Below are 21,184 nucleotides of genomic sequence, written 5' to 3'. Positions count from 1 at the left end.
TACTTTCGAACGCTCACACCAGTAAAGCCGCTGCCCGTTCGAACGTCAAGACGCCCGGAAACGTCCTGGTGACAGCCCTGCCCGGCACTCGATCGGCTCGTCCGATAACCTCGAACACCGTGACTGATCACCAGCAGCCCAGCGGAGCGGTGGCCGGCTCGGGGCGCACGCGACCGGTCATCGGACCCGACTACCTCCTCGCCGGTCGCTACCGACTCGACTCCAAGCTCGGCGGCGGCGGAATGGGCGCGGTGTGGCTCGCGAGCGACACGTTGCTCAGCCGCAAGGTGGCCGTCAAACAGGCCACCTCGACCGTGGACCTCACCCCCGAGGCCGCCCGCGAGATCCGCGACCGCGCCATGCGCGAGGGACGGATGGCGGCCCAGCTGAACAACCCGCACGCCATCGCCATGCACGACGTCGCACTCGACAGCGGCGAGCCCTGGCTCATCATGGAGTACCTCCCCGCCCGCAGCCTCGCGATGGCCCTCAACATCGCCGAGTCGCTGCCCCCGGACGAGGTCATCCAGATCGGTGCCCAGATCGCCGACGCCCTCACCGCCGCCCACGCCGCCGGCATCGTGCACCGCGACATCAAGCCGGGCAACATCCTGGTCGCCGATCGCGGCAGCGCGCTGGGCATGGTCAAGATCAGCGACTTCGGCATCTCGCGCGCCAAGACGGACACGCACGAGGAGAACAGCGCCGTCATCACCGGCACCCCCGCGTACTTCGCACCCGAGGTGGCGCGTGGCGCGGACCCCACCGAGGCCAGCGACGTCTTCTCGCTCGGCGCCACGCTGTACACCGCGACCGAGGGGCAACCACCCTTCGGCATCGATGCCGACTCCATCGCCCTGCTGCACCGCGTCGCCGGGGGGCGCATCATCCCGCCGCGCAAGAGCGGACCCATGACGGCCACGTTGCTGCACATGCTCGAACCCGACCCCGCACGCCGCCCCACCATGGCCGAGGTCCGCACCCGCTTCGTCACCCTCGCCGTGGGCAAGAACGGCAACGCCGGATCGGTGATCAACCACCCGCTACGCGCGGCCGACGGTCAGGTCCCGTTCTGGGCGCTGCGCGGCTCCCGAGTCCCGGGCACCTCCCGCCGGGACGAACGCATCCACGGCCGCACCATGACGGGGCTCCCGGCAGCGGACACCGCCACCCCTCTGGATCGGGTTCCGCGTCCGACCGCGGCGTCCACCACGCCGGCACCCGGGCCGGCCCCACGCCCGACGTACTCGCCGCCCGCATTCGAGACGAAGGAACCCAAGTCCTTCACCGCCCCCGCCGGGCTGCCGCTCTACCTCGCGATCGGCGGCGCGGTACTGCTCCTGCTCATCGTCCTGCTCCTGGTGCTCTGACCCGCCCCCGGCCCCTGCCCCCCCCCGGCCCCGCCCCCGGCCCCGGCCCCGCCCCCGGCGAGTACGGCCATACTGTCGCGAACATCCCCCACAGGACGACAGTTCGGACGTACTCGCGGGGCGAAGACGCGGTCAGGGGACGTCGACGGTCGCGACGAGCCCGCGGTGGTCCGATCCCACGATGTCGATGGGCTCGAGTGAGCGCACCTGCGCGTCCCGCACCACCACATGGTCGATCCCGACCACCGGTGGGTACCACTTGTCCATCGGGTAGGTCGGGATGACCCCGGCACCGACAGCGTCCGCCGCGTCCACGTATCCGCCGGTGAGCAGATCGCGGAACCGCTTGTGCGCGTGCGTCGAATTGAAGTCACCACCGATGATCACCGCTCCCGGCGACGCCTGCGCCAACTCCTCACCGAGCATGTCGAGCTCCGACGCCCACACCGGGGTGGGTGTCGGCCAGGGCGGCACCGGATGCACCGCGTAGACCCGGAGGGGCTGCGCCGCACCGACATCGAGATCCGCCGTCACGCTCGCGAGCAGGTAACCGGGCAGTTCCCGGCCGTTCGACAGCGGGAACCGGCTGTAGATCGCGGCGCCCGCACCGCCCTGATACGGCGCCACGAACCGGTAGGGCAACGCGGCGGAGAGCCCGGCGGCGTCGAACGCCCCCACCGAGTCCTCGGTGAGCTCCTGCACGGTGAGGACGTCGATGTCGCGCTCCCGCACCGACGCCACCAGTGCCTGCGGATCCGCCTCTCCCAGCATGACGTTCGCCTGCATCACGCGCAGCGACTCACCGGGGGCGGCATCGGCGACTCCCGCGGCGCCCGGTACGTACAGCGGCACCACGACCACTGCGGCCAGCCCCAGGAGAACGGCCGACGCCGCGGCGATCCACCACCGCCGCGCGAGCAGGCACACCAGGACTCCGACGACGGTCACGCACAACAGGATCGGCGCCGCGGAGGCGGGACCCACGACCACCATGCTGCTGGTCTCGAGCATCGACGAGACGACGGCCACCAGGCCCGCGGCCACCCCACCGAGACCGACGACGACGGCCGCGATCGTGCGGGCCCTCATTCGATGCGCCGTCGGTGTGCCCAGCGGGTGAGGGCGTTCCTGTTGGACTGCTGCGTCTTCCGCAACACGTTCGAGGCATGGGTCTCGACGGTCTTGATCGAGATGAAGAGCGTCTCGGCGATCTCGCGGTAGGTGTAGCCGCGGGCGAGCAGACGCAGCACCTCCATCTCGCGCGGCGTCAGGGAGTCGAGCTCCGGATCGAGCGGCGGCTCCGCTGCCGCGGAGCGACCTGTGAACGAGTCGAGGACGAACCCCGCCAACCGCGGTCCGAACACGGCGTCACCGCCTGCGACACGGCGCACCGCGTCGGCGAGATCGGACCCCGAGATGGTCTTGGTGACGTAACCCCGAGCGCCGGCGCGAATCACGGCGATGACGTCCTCGGCAGCGTCGGACACGCTGAGCGCCAGGCACACCGGGCCCTCCGCGATGGACTGCAGAACGGCGACCCCACCGCCGTCGGGCATGTGCACGTCGAGCAGGACGACGTCGGGACGGATCTCGTCGATACCGCGGACCGCATCCGCGACGCCACCGGCCTCACCCACCACCTCGATGTCGGTCTCGCGCCCCAGTTCCGCACGCACCCCCGACCGGAACACTCCGTGATCGTCGACCAGGAAGACTCGCAGGGTCACGCGGACCGTTCCTCTCTCGCGGTGTCGGGCACGGAGTCCGCGTGCCCGGTGGTACCCGTGCCGCGCACCCGCGGCACACAGATGTGGATCTCGGAGCCCTGCCCGGGTGCGGACCGCACCCGCACCGAGCCGCCGCGGCGTTCGATGCGTGCCCGCACACTGCGCGCCAGTCCCTGTCGATCCTGCGGCACGCTGTCCGGATCGAATCCGCACCCGCGGTCGCGGACGAAGACCTCGACGGTGTCGCAACCCGCCTCGGCGTACAGGTCGACGGAGGTCACCCCGGAGTGCTTGGCGGCGTTGACGAGTGCCTCGCGCGTGGCTCCGAGCAGAGCGGTGGCGACCTCACGGTTCAGCCCCGAACTCTCGACCGGCTCGTCCAGAGCCACGTCGCCCACCGTCACGGGATCCACGGTCACACCGTAGTGGTCCTCGACCTCACCGGCGATGGTGGCCAACGCGCGGACGAGAGACGCATGGTCGTCCCGGTCTCCCCCGAACAGCCACTTGCGCAACTCTCGCTCCTGGCTGCGTGCGAGGCGCATCACCTCGGCGGAATCGGCGGACTGCTTCTGGATCAGCGCGAGGGTCTGCAGCACCGAGTCGTGCAGGTGCGACGCGATCTCCTCGCGCTCGTCGTTCCGGATGCGTGCCGCGCGCTCGTCACCGAGGGCGCGCCACAACCGCATCCAGAGCGGCACGGTGAGCAGTACTGCCCCGACCAGCGTCACGACGACGGCGAGCAGGGACGACTGCAGGGCCCGCACGTCCACGCGGGCGACGAGCACGACGCAGAGCCCGATGATCACAAGCGTGACCCCGGCGACGATGCGCGCCCACCCGAGCACCGAGGTGCGGGCGTGCCGAGGCCGGGTGTCCGCCGTCCGGGTCCCGGCCGCGTCGAACTCCCGCCACACCAGCGCGGCGCCGAGCGCGACGACGACGACAGGGGCGATGATCGTGGACGAGCTGCCCGTCAGCCCGGACCCCAGCGCGACGGCGCCGCCGATCCCGAGAGCGATCAGCCCGTACGCCCGACGCTTCTCCGAGCGGTCCGGCCTGCGGACGTCGGTACCCGCGGAGGTGAAGATCCACAGCAGTCCGTAGGCGACGGCACCGGCACCGGCCGCGGCGCACAGCACCGCGAAGACGACCCGCACCCGGAAGACGTCGACGTCCAGGTGATCGGCGACACCGCCCGCGACACCGCCGACGACACGTCCGGCCGCACGGCGGCGGAGCGCCGGCGTCGGCAACGGCGGACGGCCGGGAGGCTCCCGCGTGTGCGGAGGCTGTGCGGGCAGGGTGGACACGCCTCGATACTGGCACGGCTCACGGCTCCGCGGTATCGGGGTTCTCCCCCATCTCGGTCGAGTCGAGCGACGCGCGGACACCGGCGAAATCAGGGTTCGCCCCGATGTGCCGGGGCGCCCCGGCAGCCCAGGATGTAACCATGACCCACGCCACCGCGTCCGCCCAGCTGTCCGAGATCTGGCGAACCCGACCCGTGCGCCTGCCCGATCAGGGCCCCGGCGCCGGTGTCGCGGCCGGAATCGGCCACCGCTACCGCGTCGACCCCGTTCTCGTCCGTGTCGCGTTCGTCGTCTCCACCCTCTTCGGCGGATCCGGCCTGGTCCTGTATCTCGCTGCGTGGCTGGTGCTTCCGCGCCGCGGCGACGTCGTGTCGCCGGCGGAGTCGTTGCTCGGCCGCGGCCGCACGTCGGAGTCCCACACGACGGCCGTGGTGCTGTCCGTCGCTCTCGTCATCTCGGTCCTCACGGTCGGACCACTCGGAATGGGATCGGGGTTGGTGTCCACGATCGCCATGCTGGGGGCCCTGTACCTGCTGTTCCGTCGGACTCCGAACGCGCCGTCACCGGTCGAGCTCGCCGGCGCTCCCCTGTCTGCGCACGATCCGGCCGCGCAGCAGTGGAACGCCTACTCGACGCTTCCCGACCAGTACGTCCCGGAACCGGCCGCCGCACACACCGCGCCCGTCTCGTTCTCGAAGGACACCCCGGACACACCGTCCGCTCCGCCGCCGCCGAGCTGGGATCCGCTGGGGGTCGCTCCGTTCGCCTGGGACCTCCCCGAACCTGGTCGCCCCGTTCTCCCGGTCCCCGCACCCGCGCGGAAGTCGCACCTGACGTCCACGGTGATCGGCCTCGCCATCATCGCCTCCGCCGTGACCATCGGCATCGGCGCCGCCACGGGCGCCGCCGTCGTGACCGCTCCCCGTGTCGGCGCGGTGGCGCTGACCGTCGTCGGCATCGGACTGATCATCGGCGCCTTCCTGCGGCGCGGCTACGGGTTGCTCGTTCTGGCGGCCCCGCTCGCCGGGTTCGTCCTCGTGTCGTCCCTGGTCGACGTGCAGGACCTGCGCGGTGTCGAGTCACCGAACATGGGCAACGTGACGATCGCGCCCACGTCGATGGCTGCGCTGGCGCCCTCGTACGAGTCCGGTGTGGGGAACTTCGTCCTCGACCTGCGCGGGCTCGACCTCACCGAGGACCGCACCGTGACCGTGGAGAAGGCCGTCGGCAACACCGAGATCCTGCTGTCGCCGACCATGAACGTCGTCACCGACTGCACCAGTGCCGTCGGCAACGCGAACTGCGTCGGCACCGGCGGGGTCGACGGCGGATCCGACGGGACGGCAGGACCGACCCTGACCATCGAGGCCAGCACTGCGCTGGGAAATCTGGAGGTGCACCGTGACCGATGAGACCGGACACGACACGAGCGGTACCGATCGCCGCGGACCCTCACCGGTCCTGCTGATCGCCGGTGTGGCGGCGCTGCTGCTGGCGATCCCGACGCTCGTCGGCGCGGACCCCACCGCGATCGTCGCCGGCGCCGCGTCGGGCTGGACCCTGGTGATCGCCGCGATCGTCGTCGGCGTGGTTCTCGTGCTGGCGCCCGTCAGGCGCCGGAAGTCTCGCTCGCAGTAGAGCTCTCGCCGTTCGACCGCAGGCGGTCCGCCGCCGGGCTCACTCCCATTCGATGGTGCCCGGCGGCTTGCTCGTCACGTCGAGCACCACCCGGTTCACCTCGCGCACCTCGTTGGTGACGCGGGTGGAGATCCGTTCGAGCACGTCGTACGGCAGCCGGGTCCAGTCCGCGGTCATCGCGTCCTCGCTCGACACCGGACGCAGGACGATCGGATGGCCGTAGGTCCGGCCGTCGCCCTGCACACCCACACTGCGGACGTCGGCGAGCAGCACCACGGGGCACTGCCAGATCTGGGAGTCCAGACCCGCCATCGTCAGCTCCTCGCGGGCGATGGCGTCGGCGTGGCGCAGCGTCGCCAGGCGATCGGGCGTCACGGATCCGATGATGCGGATGGCGAGGCCCGGGCCGGGGAACGGTTGCCGCGCCACGATCTCCTCGGGCAACCCGAGCTCCCGGCCGACGGCGCGGACCTCGTCCTTGAACAGCAACCGGAGCGGCTCCACGAGCGAGAACTGCAGATCCTCGGGCAGACCGCCGACGTTGTGATGGCTCTTGATGTTGGCGGTACCGCTGCCGCCGCCGGACTCGACCACGTCCGGGTAGAGCGTGCCCTGCACGAGGAAGTCGATCGACTCCCCCTGCGCCGCACTGTCACCCAGTTCCGCGCTCACCGCACCCTCGAACGAGCGGATGAACTCGCGGCCGATGATCTTGCGCTTGGTCTCCGGATCCGAGACGCCGTCGAGCTCGCGCAGGAAGGTGTCCACGGCGTCCACCGTCACCAACCGGGCACCGGTGGCGGCGACGAAGTCCTGCTGGACCTGCTCACGCTCGCCGGCACGCAGCAGTCCGTGGTCGACGAACACACACGTCAGACGGTCACCGATCGCGCGCTGCACCAACGCCGCGGCGACCGCGGAGTCGACACCACCGGACAGACCGCAGATGGCTCGGCCGTCGCCCACCTGCTCGCGCACCTGCTCGACCAGCGCGTCCGCGATGTTCGCGGCCGTCCACGTCGGAGCGATGCCGGCGATGTCGTGGAGAAAGCGGGACAGCACCTGCTGACCGTGCGGGGAGTGCAGGACCTCGGGGTGGTACTGCACCCCGGCGAGGCGTCGTGCCCGATTCTCGAATCCGGCGACGGGGGCGCCGGCGCTGGTGGCCACGACCTCGAAACCCTCGGGAGCCTCGGTGACGGCGTCGCCGTGACTCATCCACACGGGCTGCGTCGACGGCAGACCGTCGTGCAACGTCCCGCCGGAGACGTCGATGTCGGTGCGCCCGTACTCACGCGTGCCCGTGTGGGTGACCGTGCCGCCCAGCGCGCCCGCCATCGCCTGAAAGCCGTAGCAGATTCCGAAGACCGGGACGTTCAGGTCGAACAGCGCCGGATCGAGTTGCGGCGCTCCCTCGGCGTAGACGCTCGACGGACCACCGGACAGCACGATCGCTGCAGGCTTCTTCGCCGCGATCTCGTCGACCGTCATCGTGTGCGACACGACCTCGGAGAACACCCGTGCCTCACGGACGCGCCGCGCGATCAACTGGGCGTACTGCGCGCCGAAGTCGACGACGAGCACGGGATTCGCGTTCTCGAGGGGCGGGACGGGATCCTGCTGCGGGGAGTCGGTCACGCGCACAGTCTAGAGAGCGCGTCCGCCCTCATGCCGCGCCGGTGCTGCCCGCGTGACTGGCGACCCGCGTCGAGGACGGCGGCGTACTCGTCGGCGTCCGGATCTCGACGATGGGCAGCACGAGCGCCGCCGGTGCGTGCGCGGGAACCACCGGGCTGCGGGGCGCGATGGGCTCGATGCGCTCGTACGGCAGACCCTGCGCGGGCCGAAGGTCCTTCTCTCCCTTGTTCGGCCACAGCGACGCGGCCCGCTCGGCCTGCGCGCTGATGGTCAGCGAGGGATTGACGCCCAGGTTGGCGGACACCGACGAGCCGTCGACGATGCTCAGCGTCGGGTAGTTGTGCACGCGGTGGTACGGGTCGATGACGCCGTTCTCGACGTCCTCGGAGATGACGCAGCCGCCGAGGAAGTGCGCGGTGAGCGGGATGTTGAAGACCTCTCCCCACGTCCCGCCGGCGATGCCGTCGATCTTCTTCGCGATGCGCCGGGTGGCCTCGTTGCCCATCGGGATCCACGTGGGGTTCGGCTCGCCGTGTCCCTGCCGGCTGCTGACGTGACGACGCCCGAACGGACCACGCTTGGTGAAGGTGGTGATGGAGTTGTCGAGGTTCTGCATCACCAGCGCGATGATGGTGCGCTCGCTCCAGTGTCGCGTGTTCATCATGCGCAGGAACCGGACGGGATTCTTGACCACCTCGGCAAGGAACTTGAGCCACCGCGGCGTGCGGCCGCCGCCGTCCGTCATGAGCGTCTGCAGCAGGCCCATCGCGTTCGAGCCCTTGCCGTAACGACACGGTTCGATGTGCGTGTCTGCACTGGGGTGGAACGACGACGTGATCGCGACACCGCGGGTGAGATCGATGGACGGGTCGTAGGTCAGCTTGCCCGCGCCGACGATGGACTCCGAGTTGGTGCGCGTCAGGCGCCCGACCGTGGGCGAGAGGTTCGGCAGCGAACCCGTGTCGCGGAACTTGTGCATGAGCTGCTGGGTGCCCCACGTGCCGGCGGCGAGGACGACGTGCCCCGCGGTGTAGGTGGCACGGCCCTTGCGCAGGCGGGCACCGGTCCGCTCGGTGGACACGACCCACGAGCCGTCCGGTCGCGGTGTCAGGTCGGTGACGGTGGTCATCGGCACGATGTCCGCGCCGGCCTTCTCCGCCAGGCCGAGGTAGTTCTTGAGCAGCGTGTTCTTGGCGTTGTGGCGGCAGCCCGTCATGCACTCGCCGCACTCTGTGCAGCCGGTGCGATCCGGACCCATGCCGCCGAAGTACGGATCGGGCACCGTCTTGCCGGGCTCGTCGCCGAAGAACACGCCGACGGGCGTCTGAATGAAGGTGTGGCCGACGCCCATGTCGTCCGCGACGGACTTCATGACGTGGTCCGCCGGGGTCATGTGCGGGTTCTGCACGACGCCGAGCATCTTCTGCGCCTGCTCGTAGAACGGCGTCAGCTCGGAGTGCCAGTCGGTGATGTGGGACCACTGCTGGTCCTGGAAGAACGACCGCGGCGGCTGGTAGAGCGTGTTGGCGTAGTTCAGCGACCCGCCGCCGACACCGGCGCCGGCCAGGATGAGGCAGTCACGCAGCAGGTGGACGCGCTGGATGCCGAAGCAGCCCAGCTTCGGCGCCCAGAGGAACTTCTTCAGGTCCCAGCTCGTCGCCGCGAACTCGTCGTCCTCGAACCGACGCCCGGCCTCCAGAACGCCGACCGAGTACCCCTTCTCGACGAGCCGCAGCGCCGTGACACTGCCACCGAAGCCGGACCCCACGACGAGGACGTCGTAGTGCGGGGTGGCGCTCGTCGTGGTTGCGTCGCTCATCGAGACCTCCTGATAGACCCGGACGTGATCGGCACCACGATACCGTACGTGTGAATCCGGGTGACAGGAACTGGTCGCGACTATCCGCGAATGTTGAGGCCCACCTTCTGGAACTCCTTGAGATCGGAGTAGCCCGACTTGGCCATCGACCGTCGCAGGCCGCCGACCAGGTCCAGCGAGCCGAACGGGTCCGTCGACGGACCGGACAGGACGCGGTCCAGCGACGGACGGTCCTCGCCGAACGACACGGGCAGGAACGCACCGCGCGGCATCGACGGGTGCGCCGCTGCCGACGGCCAGTACCAGCCGCGGCCTGGAGCCTCGTCGGCCAGGGCGAGCGGTGCGCCGAGCACGGCGGCGTCCGCCCCGCAGGCGATGGCCTTCGCGAGATGGCCCGACGTCGAGATCCCGCCGTCTGCGAGCACGTGCACGTACCGGCCGCCGGTCTCGTCGAGGTAGTCACGACGGGCGGCGGCGGCGTCGGCGATCGCGGTGGCCATCGGGACACCGATACCGAGGACCTCGCCCGTGGTGGTGGCACCCTCGGTGGATCCGTAGCCGACGATGACGCCCGCGGCGCCGGTCCGCATCAGGTGCAGGGCGGTGCGGTGGTCGCTGACGCCGCCGGCCACGACGGGCACGTCGAGCTCGGCGATGAACGTCTTCATGTTGAGCGGTTCCTCGCTCGGGTGTCCCACGTGCTCCGCGGAGATGATCGTGCCCTGAACGACCAGCAGATCGATGCCCGCGGCCACCAGCGCCGGAGTCAGCGACCGTGCGTTCTGGGGACTGACGCGCACGGCGACCGTGACACCGGCCTCCCGCACCTGCGCGACGGCGGCCGCCAGCAGGTCCGGCTGCAGGGGTGCGGCGTGGAGCTTCTGCAGCATCTTCACCGGCGCGTCCGCGTCGACGTCCGATTCCGCGAGCTCGACGAGCTGATCGATCACCGACTCCACGTCGGCGTGCCGGCCCCACAGGCCCTCACCGTTGATGACGCCGAGGCCACCGCGCTTGCCCAGCTCGATCGCGAACGACGGAGACACCAATGCGTCGGTCGGGTGGGCGACGATCGGGATGTCGAAGCGGTAGGCGTCCAGTTGCCACGCCGTCGACACCTCCTTCGACGACCGGGTACGCCGGGACGGGACGATGTCCACGTCCTCGAGCTCGTACGTCCGTCGAGCCGTCCGGCCCATGCCAATTTCCACCAGGTCGCGCACGCGCGTCCTCTCTCGTAAGCCGCCCGTACCTCGTGGGACGGGGGCGCTCGACTCCGGCCGGAGTCGAGTCAGCGGGCAGTGTAGTTCGGTGCCTCGACGGTCATGGTGATGTCGTGCGGGTGGCTCTCCTTGAGTCCGGCAGAAGTGATCTGCACGAACTGCGCCTCCTGCAGCTCCTCCACCGAGTTCGACCCCGTGTAGCCCATCGCGGCCCGCAGTCCGCCTGTGAGCTGATGAATGACCTGGGACAGCGGGCCTCGGAACGGCACGCGCCCCTCGATGCCCTCGGGCACCAGCTTGTCCTCGGCCAACACGTCGTCCTGGAAGTAGCGGTCCTTGGAGAAGGACTTCGTCGCGCCGCGTCCCTGCATGGCGCCGAGCGAGCCCATGCCGCGGTAGCTCTTGAACTGCTTGCCGCCCACCAGGATCAGCTCACCGGGCGACTCGGCGGTACCGGCGAGCAGGGATCCGAGCATCGCAGTGGAGGCGCCGGCGGCGAGAGCCTTGGCGATGTCACCCGAGAACTGCAGTCCGCCGTCGGCGATGACGGGCACACCGGCGGCCTTGCACACCGCGACCGCCTCGAGGATGGCCGTGATCTGCGGGGCGCCGACACCGGCGACGACGCGGGTGGTGCAGATGGAACCGGGACCCACGCCGACCTTCACGGCGTCCGCACCCGCCTCGACCAGGGCGCGCGCTCCCGAGCGGGTGGCGATGTTGCCGCCGACGACCTGGACGCGCTCGCCCACCTCGGCCTTGATCTTGCTGACCATCTCGAGGACCTGGGAATTGTGCCCGTGCGCCGTGTCGACGACGAGCACGTCGCACCCCGCCTCCGCGAGGAGCATCGCGCGGGACCAGGAGTCGTCGCCGACGCCGACGGCGGCACCGACCAGCAGACGACCGTCGCGGTCCTTGGTGGCGTAGGGGTGCTGCTCGGTCTTGACGAAGTCCTTGACGGTGATCAGACCGGTGAGCCGGCCGTGTCCGTCGACGATGGGCAGCTTCTCGATCTTGTGACGACGCAGCAGGCCCAGTGCGGCGTCGGCCGTGACACCCTCGCGCGCGGTGACCAGCGGAGCCTTGGTCATGACCTCCGCGACGGTGCGGTTCTGGTCGACCTCGAAGCGCATGTCGCGGTTGGTGATGATGCCGACCAGTTCGCCGCGCTCGTCGGTGACGGGCAGGCCCGAGATGCGGAACTTGGCGCACAGCGCATCGACCTCGGCGAGCGTGTCCGACGGCGAGCACGTCACCGGGTCCGTGACCATGCCGGCCTCCGACCGCTTGACCACCTCGACCTGCGCCGCCTGATCGGCTGCGGACAGGTTGCGGTGCAGGACGCCCATACCGCCGGCGCGGGCCATGGCGATGGCCATGCGTGCCTCGGTGACGGTGTCCATGGCGCTGGACACCAGCGGGACGCGCAGCCGGATCTCGCGAGTGAGCTGGCTGGACGTGTCCACCTTGCTCGGAATGAGATCCGATGCGGCGGGTATGAGGAGAACGTCGTCGAAGGTGAGGCCCAGCATGGCAACCTTGTTCGGGTCGTCGCCACCGGTGCGGACACGGGGTACCTCGACGCGGGCGGTCGAGTCCTCTGCGGCGGTCACGGGCCTGTCGGGGGTACTCATACGGATCGGGCCCTCCTGAGCTGCGGTCGATCGATGTGCGAGCCGGGGACTTCCCTCGTCCGCTCGCGGTACATCGTATCGGTCCCGCGCTCGGCGCAGGTCACCCCGTGCGCCGGAGGCCGCTGGACCGCAGCGGAGCCGTGTAGCGCTGGCGCAGACCGGCACTTGCTGCGTACCGTGGACGTGTGCGCGATCAACTGCCTCCAGGTCTGCCGCCGGATCCGTTCGCCGGCGATCCAGCCGACCCCTCGGCCGCCCTCGACGCCATCGAGCCCGGACAGCCCCTCGATCCCCAGGAACGCCTGGCGGTCGAGGAGGATCTCGCGGATCTCGCCGTCTACGAGGCACTCCTCGCCCACCGCGGCGTGCGCGGTCTCGTCGTGTGTTGCGAGGACTGCCAGCAGGACCACTACCACGACTGGGACATGCTGCGCGCGAACCTGCTGCAGCTGCTCGTCGACGGCACCGTGCGTCCGCACGAGCCCGCCTACGACCCCATTCCCGACGCGTACGTCACGTGGGACTACTGCCGCGGCTACGCGGACGCGTCCATGAACGACGCGCTCCAGGGCGACGGGTACGACTCCTAGGACGTCGGCCCGCACCACCACGTCACGACGAAGGCCCGCAGACAGTGTCTGCGGGCCTTCGTCGTGAACGAGAGTCGTGATCGGAGCTCAGTTGGGCACCACGGACGTGTCCGGGGTGACCGCCGCCGTCGTCGAGGGCGCGGGCGCGGGGGCTCGCAGGATCTCCGGCGACAGCGTGACCGTGGTGGTGGGCGCCTGCGGGAAGAACGGCAGGTCCGTCGGCACCGGGAACGGCAACTGGATGTCCGTCGGCAGCTGCGGGATCTCCGTCGGGAGCGGTATCTGCGGGAGCTGCAGGCTCGGATCCACGGGGATTTCCGGGACGATGTCCTGCGGCACGGTCGGCACCGTGGTGACCGGCGTGGTCGGCAGCGTCGGCGGCGGAACGGCAGCCGGTGCGGTCAGCTTCGCCAACTCGTCCGACAGGCGCGTCCACCACATCTGCAGCTGGGCGCGCTCGTCCTCGTCGCGGATGCTCTCCGTGCGCTGTGCGGCCTCGGCCAAACGAGTCTTGGCCGTCTCCGCGTCACCGCGAGCGAGCAGATCCTCGACCTCCTGCAGCGCCGACGTGGTGTCGACCTGTGCGACCGTCGAATCGGCCTGCTGAGTGAAGACGACCTCCTTCACCTTCCACAGGGGATCGCCCGGCATAGCGCTGTACGAGAATGCCGTGACACCACCCGCGAGGAACGCGACGGCGGCCGCGGCACCAGCGACGGGACGCAGGAAACGCATCCGGCTCCGCGTGCGCTGACGGTGCAGTGCGTCCTCTGCCAGAGCGAGATCGATCGCCGCGGCGACCTGATCGAGATCGGGACTCTCGGGGAGCGGGTCGGCGAGGATGTCGGAACGCCATTCGGCCAGCAGACTGGCCAGGCGATACTCGTCGGAGTCGACGGTCGCGACGGGACCGTCGCTCGCGATCGCATCGATGAGCGCGTCATCACGGCGCACGGCCATGATGTCGACGGGGCCGGACGACTCGAGGTCGTCGACCGTTCGGGGATCGACGCCACCTGCGCCGGAGGCGTCGGGGCGGCCGGTGGCTCCGTGTCCGGAGGCGCCGTGCCGAGAATCTCCAGCGCTGCCGCGCCACGAGTCCCTAGCCATACTTGTCACCTGCTCCCACTACTTCGTTCTTCAGCTTCGCTATTGCCCGGTGCTGCGCCACACGAACGGCGCCTGCGGTACTACCCACGGCGGCGGCCGTCTCCTCTGCCGACAACCCGACCACCAACCGGAGCACCAGGATCTCGCGGTGCTTCTCCGACAGCGTCGACAGCAGTTCGTTCATGCGGCGTCCTGCCTCCGAATCCAGCGCCCGTTGCTCGGGGCCGTCCTCGATGGACATGACATCCGGTACATCGGCCATCGGTTCGGATTTGTTACGCGACGAGCTGCGATGGGCGTCCGCGACCTTGTGCGATGCGATCCCGTACACGAACGCCATGAAGGGGCGGCCCTGGTCCTCGTAGCGCGGCAGCGCTGTCATGACCGCGAGGCACACTTCCTGGGCGACGTCGTCAGCCGACAGCTGACCCCTCTCACCTGCACCGACGCGCGCCCGGCAGTACCGGACCACGATCGGCCTGATGGTTTCGAGGACAACGGAGAGAGCCCTTCGGTCACCGCGAGCAGCTGCGGCGACGGCCGAGTCCAGCCCCTCACCCGTGGCAATCATCGTCAGAGTGTTTCCCACCTCACATCGGGCCCGCTCCGGAATCGAGCGCGCTTCCTCCCGGCCCCCGACGGCCCGGTGCGGAACCTCTCAAGGATAGTCGCCGCCCGACGCCGCTCGACCGAACCGTACGGTTCGGTCACGAGAATTGCCCACCGCGTGACCGGATCGCAACCTCGAACCCTCGTCGGACACCACTCGCGTCGCGGTCACCGCACGCTTCGGACAGGCAGGCGGAGGCCCACGCGAGCGGGAGCAACTCGGCGGCGACGGCGTCGTCGCGCGCCGAGCGCGCTGCCGTCGCGGCGCCGGCGTGGTCACCCGCCACCAGCAGGGCCGCGGCGTGCACCACACGGGACTTGACGAGGTGCCGCGGCGATCGGAACTGCCGTGCCGCCCGAACGGATGCCTCCGCCGCGTCGAGCGCGCGCCGCGCGTCACCCGACGCCATCGCCACCTCCGCCCGGACCCACAGCACGCGTAGGGACACTCGCTCGTGCCCCGGCCGGGTCGCGAGCACCGACTCCGCTCGCGTGAGGAGGGCGTCGGCCCGCGCGAGGCGGCGGGGACCGATGGCATCGGCGGCGAGACCGACGAGAGCATCGACCACGGCATCGACGTCGATCGCCCGGCGCGGACCCGTCGCACGTGAGAAACCGCTGTCGACGAGCGCCGCGCCGTCACGTACCGCGGCATCGGCGTAGCGGCCGAGTTGGCGCAGCAGCGATCCCTCGAGGCTCGCGCTCAGGGACCGCACGGCCGGATCGGCGTCGCGCCGCAGCGACCGGGCTCCGGTGAGCGAGGCGGCGTACCACCCGCGGGCTCCGGCGTCGACGGCCTCCGACCACCGTGTCAGGGAGTCCGGACCGGGCACGGGACGACACGAGGAGTGCACGGGAAACAGAATAGTCTTCGGGCGTTATCCAGGAATTTACACACGAAATGTCACGACATTTCCGGGCACAGTGTGTCGGTGTCTTGTCGACGATGTGACAGGGACATTACGAGGACTCCCCTTCCGGCTCGACACCAGAGAAAAGTGTCGTCCGAGTTAATTAATGCCTGCTCCGAGTATGCAGATCACCACGATCGAGACTGTTGACGGTGAAACTCGCCCGGCTCTACGGTTGCGACAGATCGTGAACTGCACCAGAAGAATTCACGACCGTGCGTGAGAGTCCTAGGAGTACACAATGCCCCAGCCCAATCACCTTCCCGGACCCAATGCCGATATCTGGGATTGGCAGATGCACGGATCGTGCCGCGGCGAGGACTCGTCGATGTTCTTCCATCCCGATGGTGAACGAGGACGAGCGCGAGCGCAACGCGAGATGAAGGCCAAGGAGATGTGCCGCGCGTGCCCCGTCCTCGCCCAGTGCCGGAGCCACGCGCTCGCCGTGAGCGAGCCGTACGGAATCTGGGGTGGCATGTCCGAGACCGAGCGAGAGGTCTTCGCGCGGCGCAACCGCCGCCGCCTGGCCTCCTGACCCCACCGACGAGCGAGGCCCCACCGGACCGTGTCCGATGGGGCCTCGCTCGCCTCGAGGGTGGTCAGTGGTTGTGACCGTGACCGTGGCCGCCCTCGTCCTCGACGACCTCGGGCTTGTCGACGATGGTCGACTCGGTCGTGAGAATCATCTTCGCGACGGACGCGGCGTTCACCACGGCCGAGCGAGTGACCTTGACCGGGTCGATGACACCGTCGGCGACCAGGTCGCCGTACGTCAGCGTGGCGGCGTTGAAGCCGGTGCCGTCGTCCGCGTCGACGAGCTTGCCGACGACGACGGAACCGTCGATACCGGCGTTGCTCGCGATCCAGTACATCGGGGCCCGCAACGCGAGGCGCACGGCCTCGACGCCGATGGCCTCGTCGCCCGTCAGACCGAGGTGGTCCTTCAGGCCCCGGCTGGCGTGCACGAGTGCGGCGCCTCCACCGGAGACGATGCCTTCCTCGACTGCAGCCTTGGCGGCGTTGACGGCATCCTCCACGCGGAACTTGCGCTCCTTGAGGTCGGTCTCGGTGGCGGCACCGACCTTGATGACAGCGACTCCGCCGGCCAGCTTCGCCAGACGCTCCTCGAGCTTCTCGCGGTCCCAGTCGGACTCGGTCGCCTCGATCTCACGTCGGAGCTGTCCGACGCGATCGGCGATGGCCTCCGCGGTGCCCGCACCCTCGACGATGGTGGTCTCGTCCTTGGTGACGACGACGCGGCGCGCGCTGCCGAGCAGATCGAGACCCGCATCCTTGAGGCTGAGGCCGATGTCGGAGTTGATGACGGTGGCACCGGTGACGATGGCGAGGTCCTCGAGGAACGCCTTGCGACGGTCTCCGAAGAACGGCGCCTTCACCGCGACGGCCTTGACCGTCTTGCGGATCGAGTTGACGACGAGCGTGGACAGTGCCTCGCCCTCGATGTCCTCGGCGATGATGAGGACCGGCTTGCCCGACTCCGCGATCTTCTCCAGGAGCGGCAGGAAATCGGGAAGGGACGAGATCTTCTCGCGGTACAGCAGGATCTGCGCGTCCTCGAAGACCGCTTCCTGGCTGTCCGGATCGGTGACGAAGTACGGCGAGAGGTAGCCCTTGCCGAACTGCACGCCCTCGGTGATGACGAGTTCGGAGACGAGCGAGCTCGACTCCTCGACCGTCACGACACCGTCGGCGCCGACGCGGGTGAGCGCCTCGCCGACCATCTGGCCGATGACCTCGTCGCGGGACGACACGGTGGCGACCTGCGCGATGGACTTCTCGCCCTGCACGGGAACCGCGGCGGCGAGCAGTGCCTCGGACACGTGCTCGACGGCCTTGGTGATGCCGGCGCCGAGCGCGATGGGGTTGGCACCGGCGGCAACGTTCTTGAGACCCTGCTTGACCAGGGCCTGCGCCAGCACCGTCGCCGTCGTCGTGCCGTCGCCGGCGACGTCGTTGGTCTTGGTGGCGACGCTCTTGACGAGCTGTGCGCCGAGGTTCTCGAAGGGATCCTCGAGGTCGATCTCACGGGCGATGGACACGCCGTCGTTGGTGACGGTGGGACCACCGAAGGCCTTGGCCAGCACCACGTGCCGGCCGCGGGGCCCGAGGGTGACCTTGACGGCGTCGGCGAGCTTGTCGACGCCCCTCTCGAGGCTGCGTCGTGCAACCTCGTTGAATTCGATTTGCTTGGACATGTGGCCTACCAACTCCTCATCAGTACGGCGTGACGCATTCCGCCCCGGGTCCTCGAGACAAGGACACCGGGGCGGAGGGCGTGGGGCTTACTTGGAGATGACTGCCAGCACGTCGCGTGCGGACAGGATCAGGTACTCCTCGCCGGCGTACTTGATCTCGGTGCCGCCGTACTTGCTGTAGATGACGGTGTCACCCTCTTTGACGTCGACAGGGATGCGATTTCCCTTGTCGGTCACTCGGCCTTCACCCACGGCCACCACGGTGCCCTCCTGGGGCTTCTCCTTGGCGGTGTCGGGGATGACCAGGCCGGAGGCGGTCGTCGTCTCGGCCTCGACGGCCTGGACGAGGATCTTGTCCTCGAGCGGCTTGATGTTCACGCCTGCCACGATGAGCCCTCCACTTTCACGATTGTCGGTCCGGGGCTGGTCCCCGGCACGGATTGTGCTGGTGTTCGTCCTGCTGGGTACTGCTCTGGTTCACGACGCGTGAGTGCGGTGGCCCGTCGTCGCGGGTGCCGGGTCACTGAACCTGGCGTCGACTAGCACTCTATACACGCGAGTGCCAGCACTCAACCTTCACGAGTGCACATTCTCGTGTCGCGTCGAGGACGCCATCGCCTTGCGGACGAGCGGCGCGACCTCGCGGCCCAGAAGTTCGATGGAGCGCAGCACCGTCTCGTGGGGCAGGGTGCCGACGCTGATGTGCAGCATGAAGCGATCGAGACCCAGCAACGTCGACATCGAGACGATCTTCGCCGCGACGGTCTCCGGCGATCCGAGAACGAGCGAGCCGCGCTCGGAACGGGCCGCGTCGAACTGACCCCGACCGATCGGCGGCCACCCGCGCTCGCGGCCGATGTGCGACATCGCGGTGCGGTACGGCGGGAAGAACACCTCGGCCGCGGAGTCGTCCGACTCACCGACGAAACCGTGCGCGTGGACGGCGAGCGGGGTGGCGGGCTTGCCGAACTCGTCGAGCGCGCGCCGGTACAGATCGCCGAACGGTGCGAACCGGGCGGGTTCGCCGCCGATGATCGCCAGCGCGACGGGCAGCCCGTACGACGCCGCGCGGACCACCGACTGCGGGTTGCCGCCCACTCCGACCCAGACCGGCAGCGGCTCCTGGAGGGCACGCGGATACACGGCCTGATCGGTGAGGGCGCTGCGATGACGGCCGGACCAGGTGACCCGCTCGGACCGGGAGAGCGCCACGAGAAGGTCGAGCTTCTCCGCGAACAGTTCGTCGTAGTCCTCGAGCTCGTAGCCGAACAGCGGGAACGACTCGGTGAAGGATCCGCGTCCGGCGATCACCTCGGCGCGACCGGAGGAGAGCTGATCGAGTGTCGCGAAATCCTGGTACACCCGCACCGGGTCGTCCGAACTGAGGACACTCACGGCGCTCGTCAGACGAATGCGCTCGGTGCGCGCCGCGATCGCCGCGAGCACGACGGCGGGCGCGGACGCGGCGAAGTCCTCACGGTGATGCTCACCGACGCCGTACACGTCCAGTCCCACCTCGTCGGCGAGCTGGGCCTCCTCGACCACCTCGCGCAGTCGTCGACCGTGGCCGCGCACCTCCTGCACACCCTCCTCCGGATAGGTCTCGGCGAAGGTGGTGATGCCGATCTCGAAGCTCGCAGACACGGTGACGCGCCCCTTTCTCACTTTCGTGACGTCTCGTCATTGCACTGGTCAGGCAGGGGTTCGGTGTCCCTCTGCGAGTGGAACCACCGCGGGATGTGCACTATTTCCGTAGGAGTTCGGTAACATTCGTATAACGGCAGCGTAGGAACGACGGCCCGAGGAGGTGCATGCACGTGTCGGACACACAGCAGGAGAGTGTGGTCCCCGAACCCACGATCGGGGTCTCGGCGGGATCCGAGGTGGTGTGCTGCGCCGTCCTCACCACCGCTCGCGACGGCACCGAGACCTTCGACTACCGCACCGTGACCGCCGAGGGCGCCCGCTCCGACATCGGTGACCTGGTCGCCACCTCGCTCGACCTCGCCTCCCACCACCTGGTCGACGACGACACCCGCCCCGCCACATCGGGCGGACGTATCGCCGTGGCGCATCGCGGCGGCCTCGGATCGCGGTCGATCCTGTCGGCGACCCGTCGTCATCACGTGACGGGCGACCATCTCGTCACCGACACCGACGCCGTGCTGTGCTGGCTCCGGCACACCGGTGAGGTGGCGCGGTACGGCCACGTTCTGCTCGTCGACGTCGGCGCCTCGGGCACCACCACGACGGTGATCGATCAGGTCGACGGCACCGTGCGCGCGGTCCGGCGCACCGACGAGGTCAGCGGCGCCGTCCTCGACGCGCACCTCCTCGCCCTGACCGCCGAGAGGCTGCCCGCGGTCACCACCTCGGACCGCCCGGTGGTCGCGGCGCGTCTGCGCACGGCCAAGGAGCAACTGTCCTTCCACGAGTCCGTCACCGTGGATCTGCCCGGTGCCGAGACGCTCACCGTGACTCGCGCCGAGATGGTCGTCGCCATCGCCGCACCGCTGGCTGCGCTGCGCGAGTTGGTTCTCGAGGTGCTCGACGAGGCCGGCCCGACCGCGCGCCCCGAGGTGGCCGCCGTGGTCGGCGGCGGCGCACACGTGCCCGCCGTGGTCGAGACCATCACCGACGCCGCCGACGTGCCCGCGGTGCCGACGCCCGAACCCGACGCCGCCGTGGCCAAGGGTGCAGCCCTGCTGGCCCGCGACCTCGGCCACTCGGTGCTGCCCGCGTCCACCCGGCCACCCACGTCGATCGCCGGGAGCCTGCGAACGGTCGGGCTGCTCGCGGCGGCGTGTGCCGCCATGGCCGTCGTGCTCGCGTACGGCGTCCAGGCTCTGACCCCGTCGAGCGAGTCGGCCGTCACCACGGTGGCCACCTCGCAACTTCCGAACTCGACCACGGAGGACACAGCCACCAGCGCGTCGGCACCCGAGGCGGCGCCGCCGACTCTGACCGGCGGCTGGGAGGACGACGCTCCGGAGCCCACGGTCGCAGAGCCGTGGCCGACGACCGATTACACCTACACCCCCGAGGTGCGCCCCTACCCGACTCGCTCGTCGTCACCGTCGGCCACGGCGACGACGACCGTGGCGCCGCCGACGTCCACCACCCCGACGCTCCGCCCGGCTCCCGATCTTCCGGTCATCGTCCTGCCGGACGTTCCCGGAATCCCGCCGTGGTGGACGGACCTGACCAGTGTGCTGCCGACCCCGCCGGTGACGCCGGAGAGCACGCCCGAGTCCGGATCGACATCGGTGTCGCCCGCGCCCAGCGCCGTGGTGCCGGAGTCCGTGCTCCCCGAGGGCCTCGTTCCCGTACCGACCACGTCCGCTCCGGCGGTCACACCGTCGACTGCACCGCCCGCCTGACGG

General features: G+C 69.8%; 19 protein-coding genes. 6 read left to right on the top strand and 13 right to left on the bottom strand.

What is annotated here, in order from left to right; genetic code table 11:
- The first annotated feature begins 119 nt into the window (after nt 1-119).
- On the top strand, nt 120-1,370 hold the full coding sequence (locus tag JOE30_RS12025; protein WP_307806154.1) for a protein kinase: 1,251 nt from the start codon (nt 120-122) through the stop codon (nt 1,368-1,370).
- A 132-nt stretch (nt 1,371-1,502) separates the two neighbouring features.
- Here the strand turns inward: JOE30_RS12025 and JOE30_RS12020 are convergent, their stop codons facing one another.
- Genes JOE30_RS12020 through JOE30_RS12010 form a run of 3 tightly spaced genes read right to left on the bottom strand, consistent with a single transcriptional unit; the run spans nt 1,503 to nt 4,401 of the window.
- A complete protein-coding gene (locus tag JOE30_RS12020; RefSeq protein ID WP_204866907.1) occupies nt 1,503-2,459 on the bottom strand; it encodes an endonuclease/exonuclease/phosphatase family protein in 957 nt (318 codons plus the stop codon).
- Nucleotides 2,456-3,091, bottom strand: a complete 636-nt coding sequence (locus tag JOE30_RS12015; protein WP_204870310.1) for a response regulator transcription factor — start codon at nt 3,089-3,091, stop codon at nt 2,456-2,458. Before JOE30_RS12015 ends, JOE30_RS12020 begins: the two co-directional genes overlap by 4 nt.
- Before the next feature lie 2 nt (nt 3,092-3,093).
- Entirely contained in the window at nt 3,094-4,401 is a 1,308-nt protein-coding gene (locus JOE30_RS12010) for a sensor histidine kinase (RefSeq protein ID WP_371831716.1), read from the bottom strand.
- A 149-nt stretch (nt 4,402-4,550) separates the two neighbouring features.
- Here JOE30_RS12010 and JOE30_RS12005 point away from each other — a divergent pair, with 149 nt between their 5' ends.
- Both JOE30_RS12005 and JOE30_RS12000 read left to right on the top strand, forming a co-directional pair.
- Entirely contained in the window at nt 4,551-5,822 is a 1,272-nt protein-coding gene (locus JOE30_RS12005; RefSeq protein WP_204866905.1) for a PspC domain-containing protein, read from the top strand.
- Complete coding sequence (locus JOE30_RS12000) at nt 5,812-6,048, top strand: hypothetical protein (protein WP_056442488.1); 237 nt, start codon at nt 5,812-5,814, stop codon at nt 6,046-6,048. Before JOE30_RS12005 ends, JOE30_RS12000 begins: the two co-directional genes overlap by 11 nt.
- 39 nt (nt 6,049-6,087) lie before the next feature.
- Here the strand turns inward: JOE30_RS12000 and guaA are convergent, their stop codons facing one another.
- The 4 genes from guaA to guaB all read right to left on the bottom strand — a co-directional run bounded on the left by guaA (nt 6,088) and on the right by guaB (nt 12,263).
- Complete coding sequence (gene guaA, locus JOE30_RS11995) at nt 6,088-7,686, bottom strand: glutamine-hydrolyzing GMP synthase (RefSeq protein WP_204866904.1); 1,599 nt, start codon at nt 7,684-7,686, stop codon at nt 6,088-6,090.
- 28 nt (nt 7,687-7,714) lie between these two features.
- Nucleotides 7,715-9,505 carry an FAD-dependent oxidoreductase gene (locus tag JOE30_RS11990; RefSeq protein ID WP_204866903.1) on the bottom strand — a complete coding sequence of 597 codons (1,791 nt, stop codon included), beginning with the start codon at nt 9,503-9,505 and terminating at the stop codon, nt 7,715-7,717.
- 80 nt (nt 9,506-9,585) lie between these two features.
- Nucleotides 9,586-10,728: a GuaB3 family IMP dehydrogenase-related protein gene (locus JOE30_RS11985; RefSeq protein WP_204866901.1), complete on the bottom strand. Its 1,143-nt coding sequence runs from the start codon at nt 10,726-10,728 to the stop codon at nt 9,586-9,588.
- Between the two features lie 68 nt (nt 10,729-10,796).
- Complete coding sequence (gene guaB / locus JOE30_RS11980) at nt 10,797-12,263, bottom strand: IMP dehydrogenase (protein WP_027503787.1); 1,467 nt, start codon at nt 12,261-12,263, stop codon at nt 10,797-10,799.
- A 287-nt stretch (nt 12,264-12,550) separates the two neighbouring features.
- Between guaB and JOE30_RS11975 the strand changes: the two genes are divergently transcribed.
- Complete coding sequence (locus JOE30_RS11975) at nt 12,551-12,955, top strand: DUF5319 domain-containing protein (RefSeq protein ID WP_027503788.1); 405 nt, start codon at nt 12,551-12,553, stop codon at nt 12,953-12,955.
- 87 nt (nt 12,956-13,042) lie between these two features.
- Here JOE30_RS11975 and JOE30_RS11970 read toward each other — a convergent pair whose 3' ends face one another.
- The 3 genes from JOE30_RS11970 to JOE30_RS11960 all read right to left on the bottom strand — a co-directional run bounded on the left by JOE30_RS11970 (nt 13,043) and on the right by JOE30_RS11960 (nt 15,528).
- Nucleotides 13,043-14,065, bottom strand: coding sequence for an anti-sigma-D factor RsdA (locus JOE30_RS11970; protein ID WP_204866896.1), 1,023 nt, complete (start codon nt 14,063-14,065; stop codon nt 13,043-13,045).
- Entirely contained in the window at nt 14,058-14,636 is a 579-nt protein-coding gene (locus JOE30_RS11965) for a sigma-70 family RNA polymerase sigma factor (protein WP_027503789.1), read from the bottom strand. Before JOE30_RS11965 ends, JOE30_RS11970 begins: the two co-directional genes overlap by 8 nt.
- A gap of 136 nt (nt 14,637-14,772) precedes the next feature.
- Nucleotides 14,773-15,528 (bottom strand): hypothetical protein, encoded by a 756-nt coding sequence (locus tag JOE30_RS11960; RefSeq protein WP_204866894.1) that lies wholly within the window; start codon nt 15,526-15,528, stop codon nt 14,773-14,775.
- A 298-nt stretch (nt 15,529-15,826) separates the two neighbouring features.
- Here JOE30_RS11960 and JOE30_RS11955 point away from each other — a divergent pair, with 298 nt between their 5' ends.
- Nucleotides 15,827-16,120: a WhiB family transcriptional regulator gene (locus JOE30_RS11955; protein ID WP_037183820.1), complete on the top strand. Its 294-nt coding sequence runs from the start codon at nt 15,827-15,829 to the stop codon at nt 16,118-16,120.
- Between the two features lie 64 nt (nt 16,121-16,184).
- On the opposite strand, the gene groL is transcribed toward JOE30_RS11955, so the two are convergent.
- The 3 genes from groL to JOE30_RS11940 all read right to left on the bottom strand — a co-directional run bounded on the left by groL (nt 16,185) and on the right by JOE30_RS11940 (nt 19,445).
- Nucleotides 16,185-17,801 carry a chaperonin GroEL gene (groL, locus tag JOE30_RS11950; RefSeq protein WP_204866892.1) on the bottom strand — a complete coding sequence of 539 codons (1,617 nt, stop codon included), beginning with the start codon at nt 17,799-17,801 and terminating at the stop codon, nt 16,185-16,187.
- 87 nt (nt 17,802-17,888) lie between these two features.
- A complete protein-coding gene (gene groES / locus JOE30_RS11945; RefSeq protein WP_027503792.1) occupies nt 17,889-18,188 on the bottom strand; it encodes a co-chaperone GroES in 300 nt (99 codons plus the stop codon).
- A gap of 189 nt (nt 18,189-18,377) precedes the next feature.
- Nucleotides 18,378-19,445 (bottom strand): LLM class flavin-dependent oxidoreductase, encoded by a 1,068-nt coding sequence (locus JOE30_RS11940; protein WP_371831666.1) that lies wholly within the window; start codon nt 19,443-19,445, stop codon nt 18,378-18,380.
- A gap of 173 nt (nt 19,446-19,618) precedes the next feature.
- Between JOE30_RS11940 and JOE30_RS11935 the strand changes: the two genes are divergently transcribed.
- A complete protein-coding gene (locus JOE30_RS11935; protein WP_204866890.1) occupies nt 19,619-21,181 on the top strand; it encodes an Hsp70 family protein in 1,563 nt (520 codons plus the stop codon).
- Nucleotides 21,182-21,184 lie beyond the last annotated feature (3 nt).

It is taken from the genome of Rhodococcus sp. PvP016 (genome assembly GCF_017832185.1).
In the GTDB taxonomy this organism is placed as follows: domain Bacteria; phylum Actinomycetota; class Actinomycetes; order Mycobacteriales; family Mycobacteriaceae; genus Rhodococcoides.
The sequence above is the reverse complement of the archived record's forward strand: the minus strand, read 5'-3'. Positions and strand labels throughout refer to the sequence as shown.

Coding starts and splice junctions, on each gene's coding strand:
- JOE30_RS12020 (WP_204866907.1), bottom strand. CDS start 2,459: ATGAGGGCCCGCACGATCGCGGCCGTCGTCGTCGGTCTCGGTGGGGTG.
- JOE30_RS12005 (WP_204866905.1), top strand. CDS start 4,551: ATGACCCACGCCACCGCGTCCGCCCAGCTGTCCGAGATCTGGCGAACC.
- JOE30_RS11990 (WP_204866903.1), bottom strand. CDS start 9,505: ATGAGCGACGCAACCACGACGAGCGCCACCCCGCACTACGACGTCCTC.
- guaB (WP_027503787.1), bottom strand. CDS start 12,263: ATGCTGGGCCTCACCTTCGACGACGTTCTCCTCATACCCGCCGCATCG.
- JOE30_RS11970 (WP_204866896.1), bottom strand. CDS start 14,065: ATGGCTAGGGACTCGTGGCGCGGCAGCGCTGGAGATTCTCGGCACGGC.
- JOE30_RS11965 (WP_027503789.1), bottom strand. CDS start 14,636: ATGATTGCCACGGGTGAGGGGCTGGACTCGGCCGTCGCCGCAGCTGCT.
- JOE30_RS11955 (WP_037183820.1), top strand. CDS start 15,827: ATGCCCCAGCCCAATCACCTTCCCGGACCCAATGCCGATATCTGGGAT.
- groL (WP_204866892.1), bottom strand. CDS start 17,801: ATGTCCAAGCAAATCGAATTCAACGAGGTTGCACGACGCAGCCTCGAG.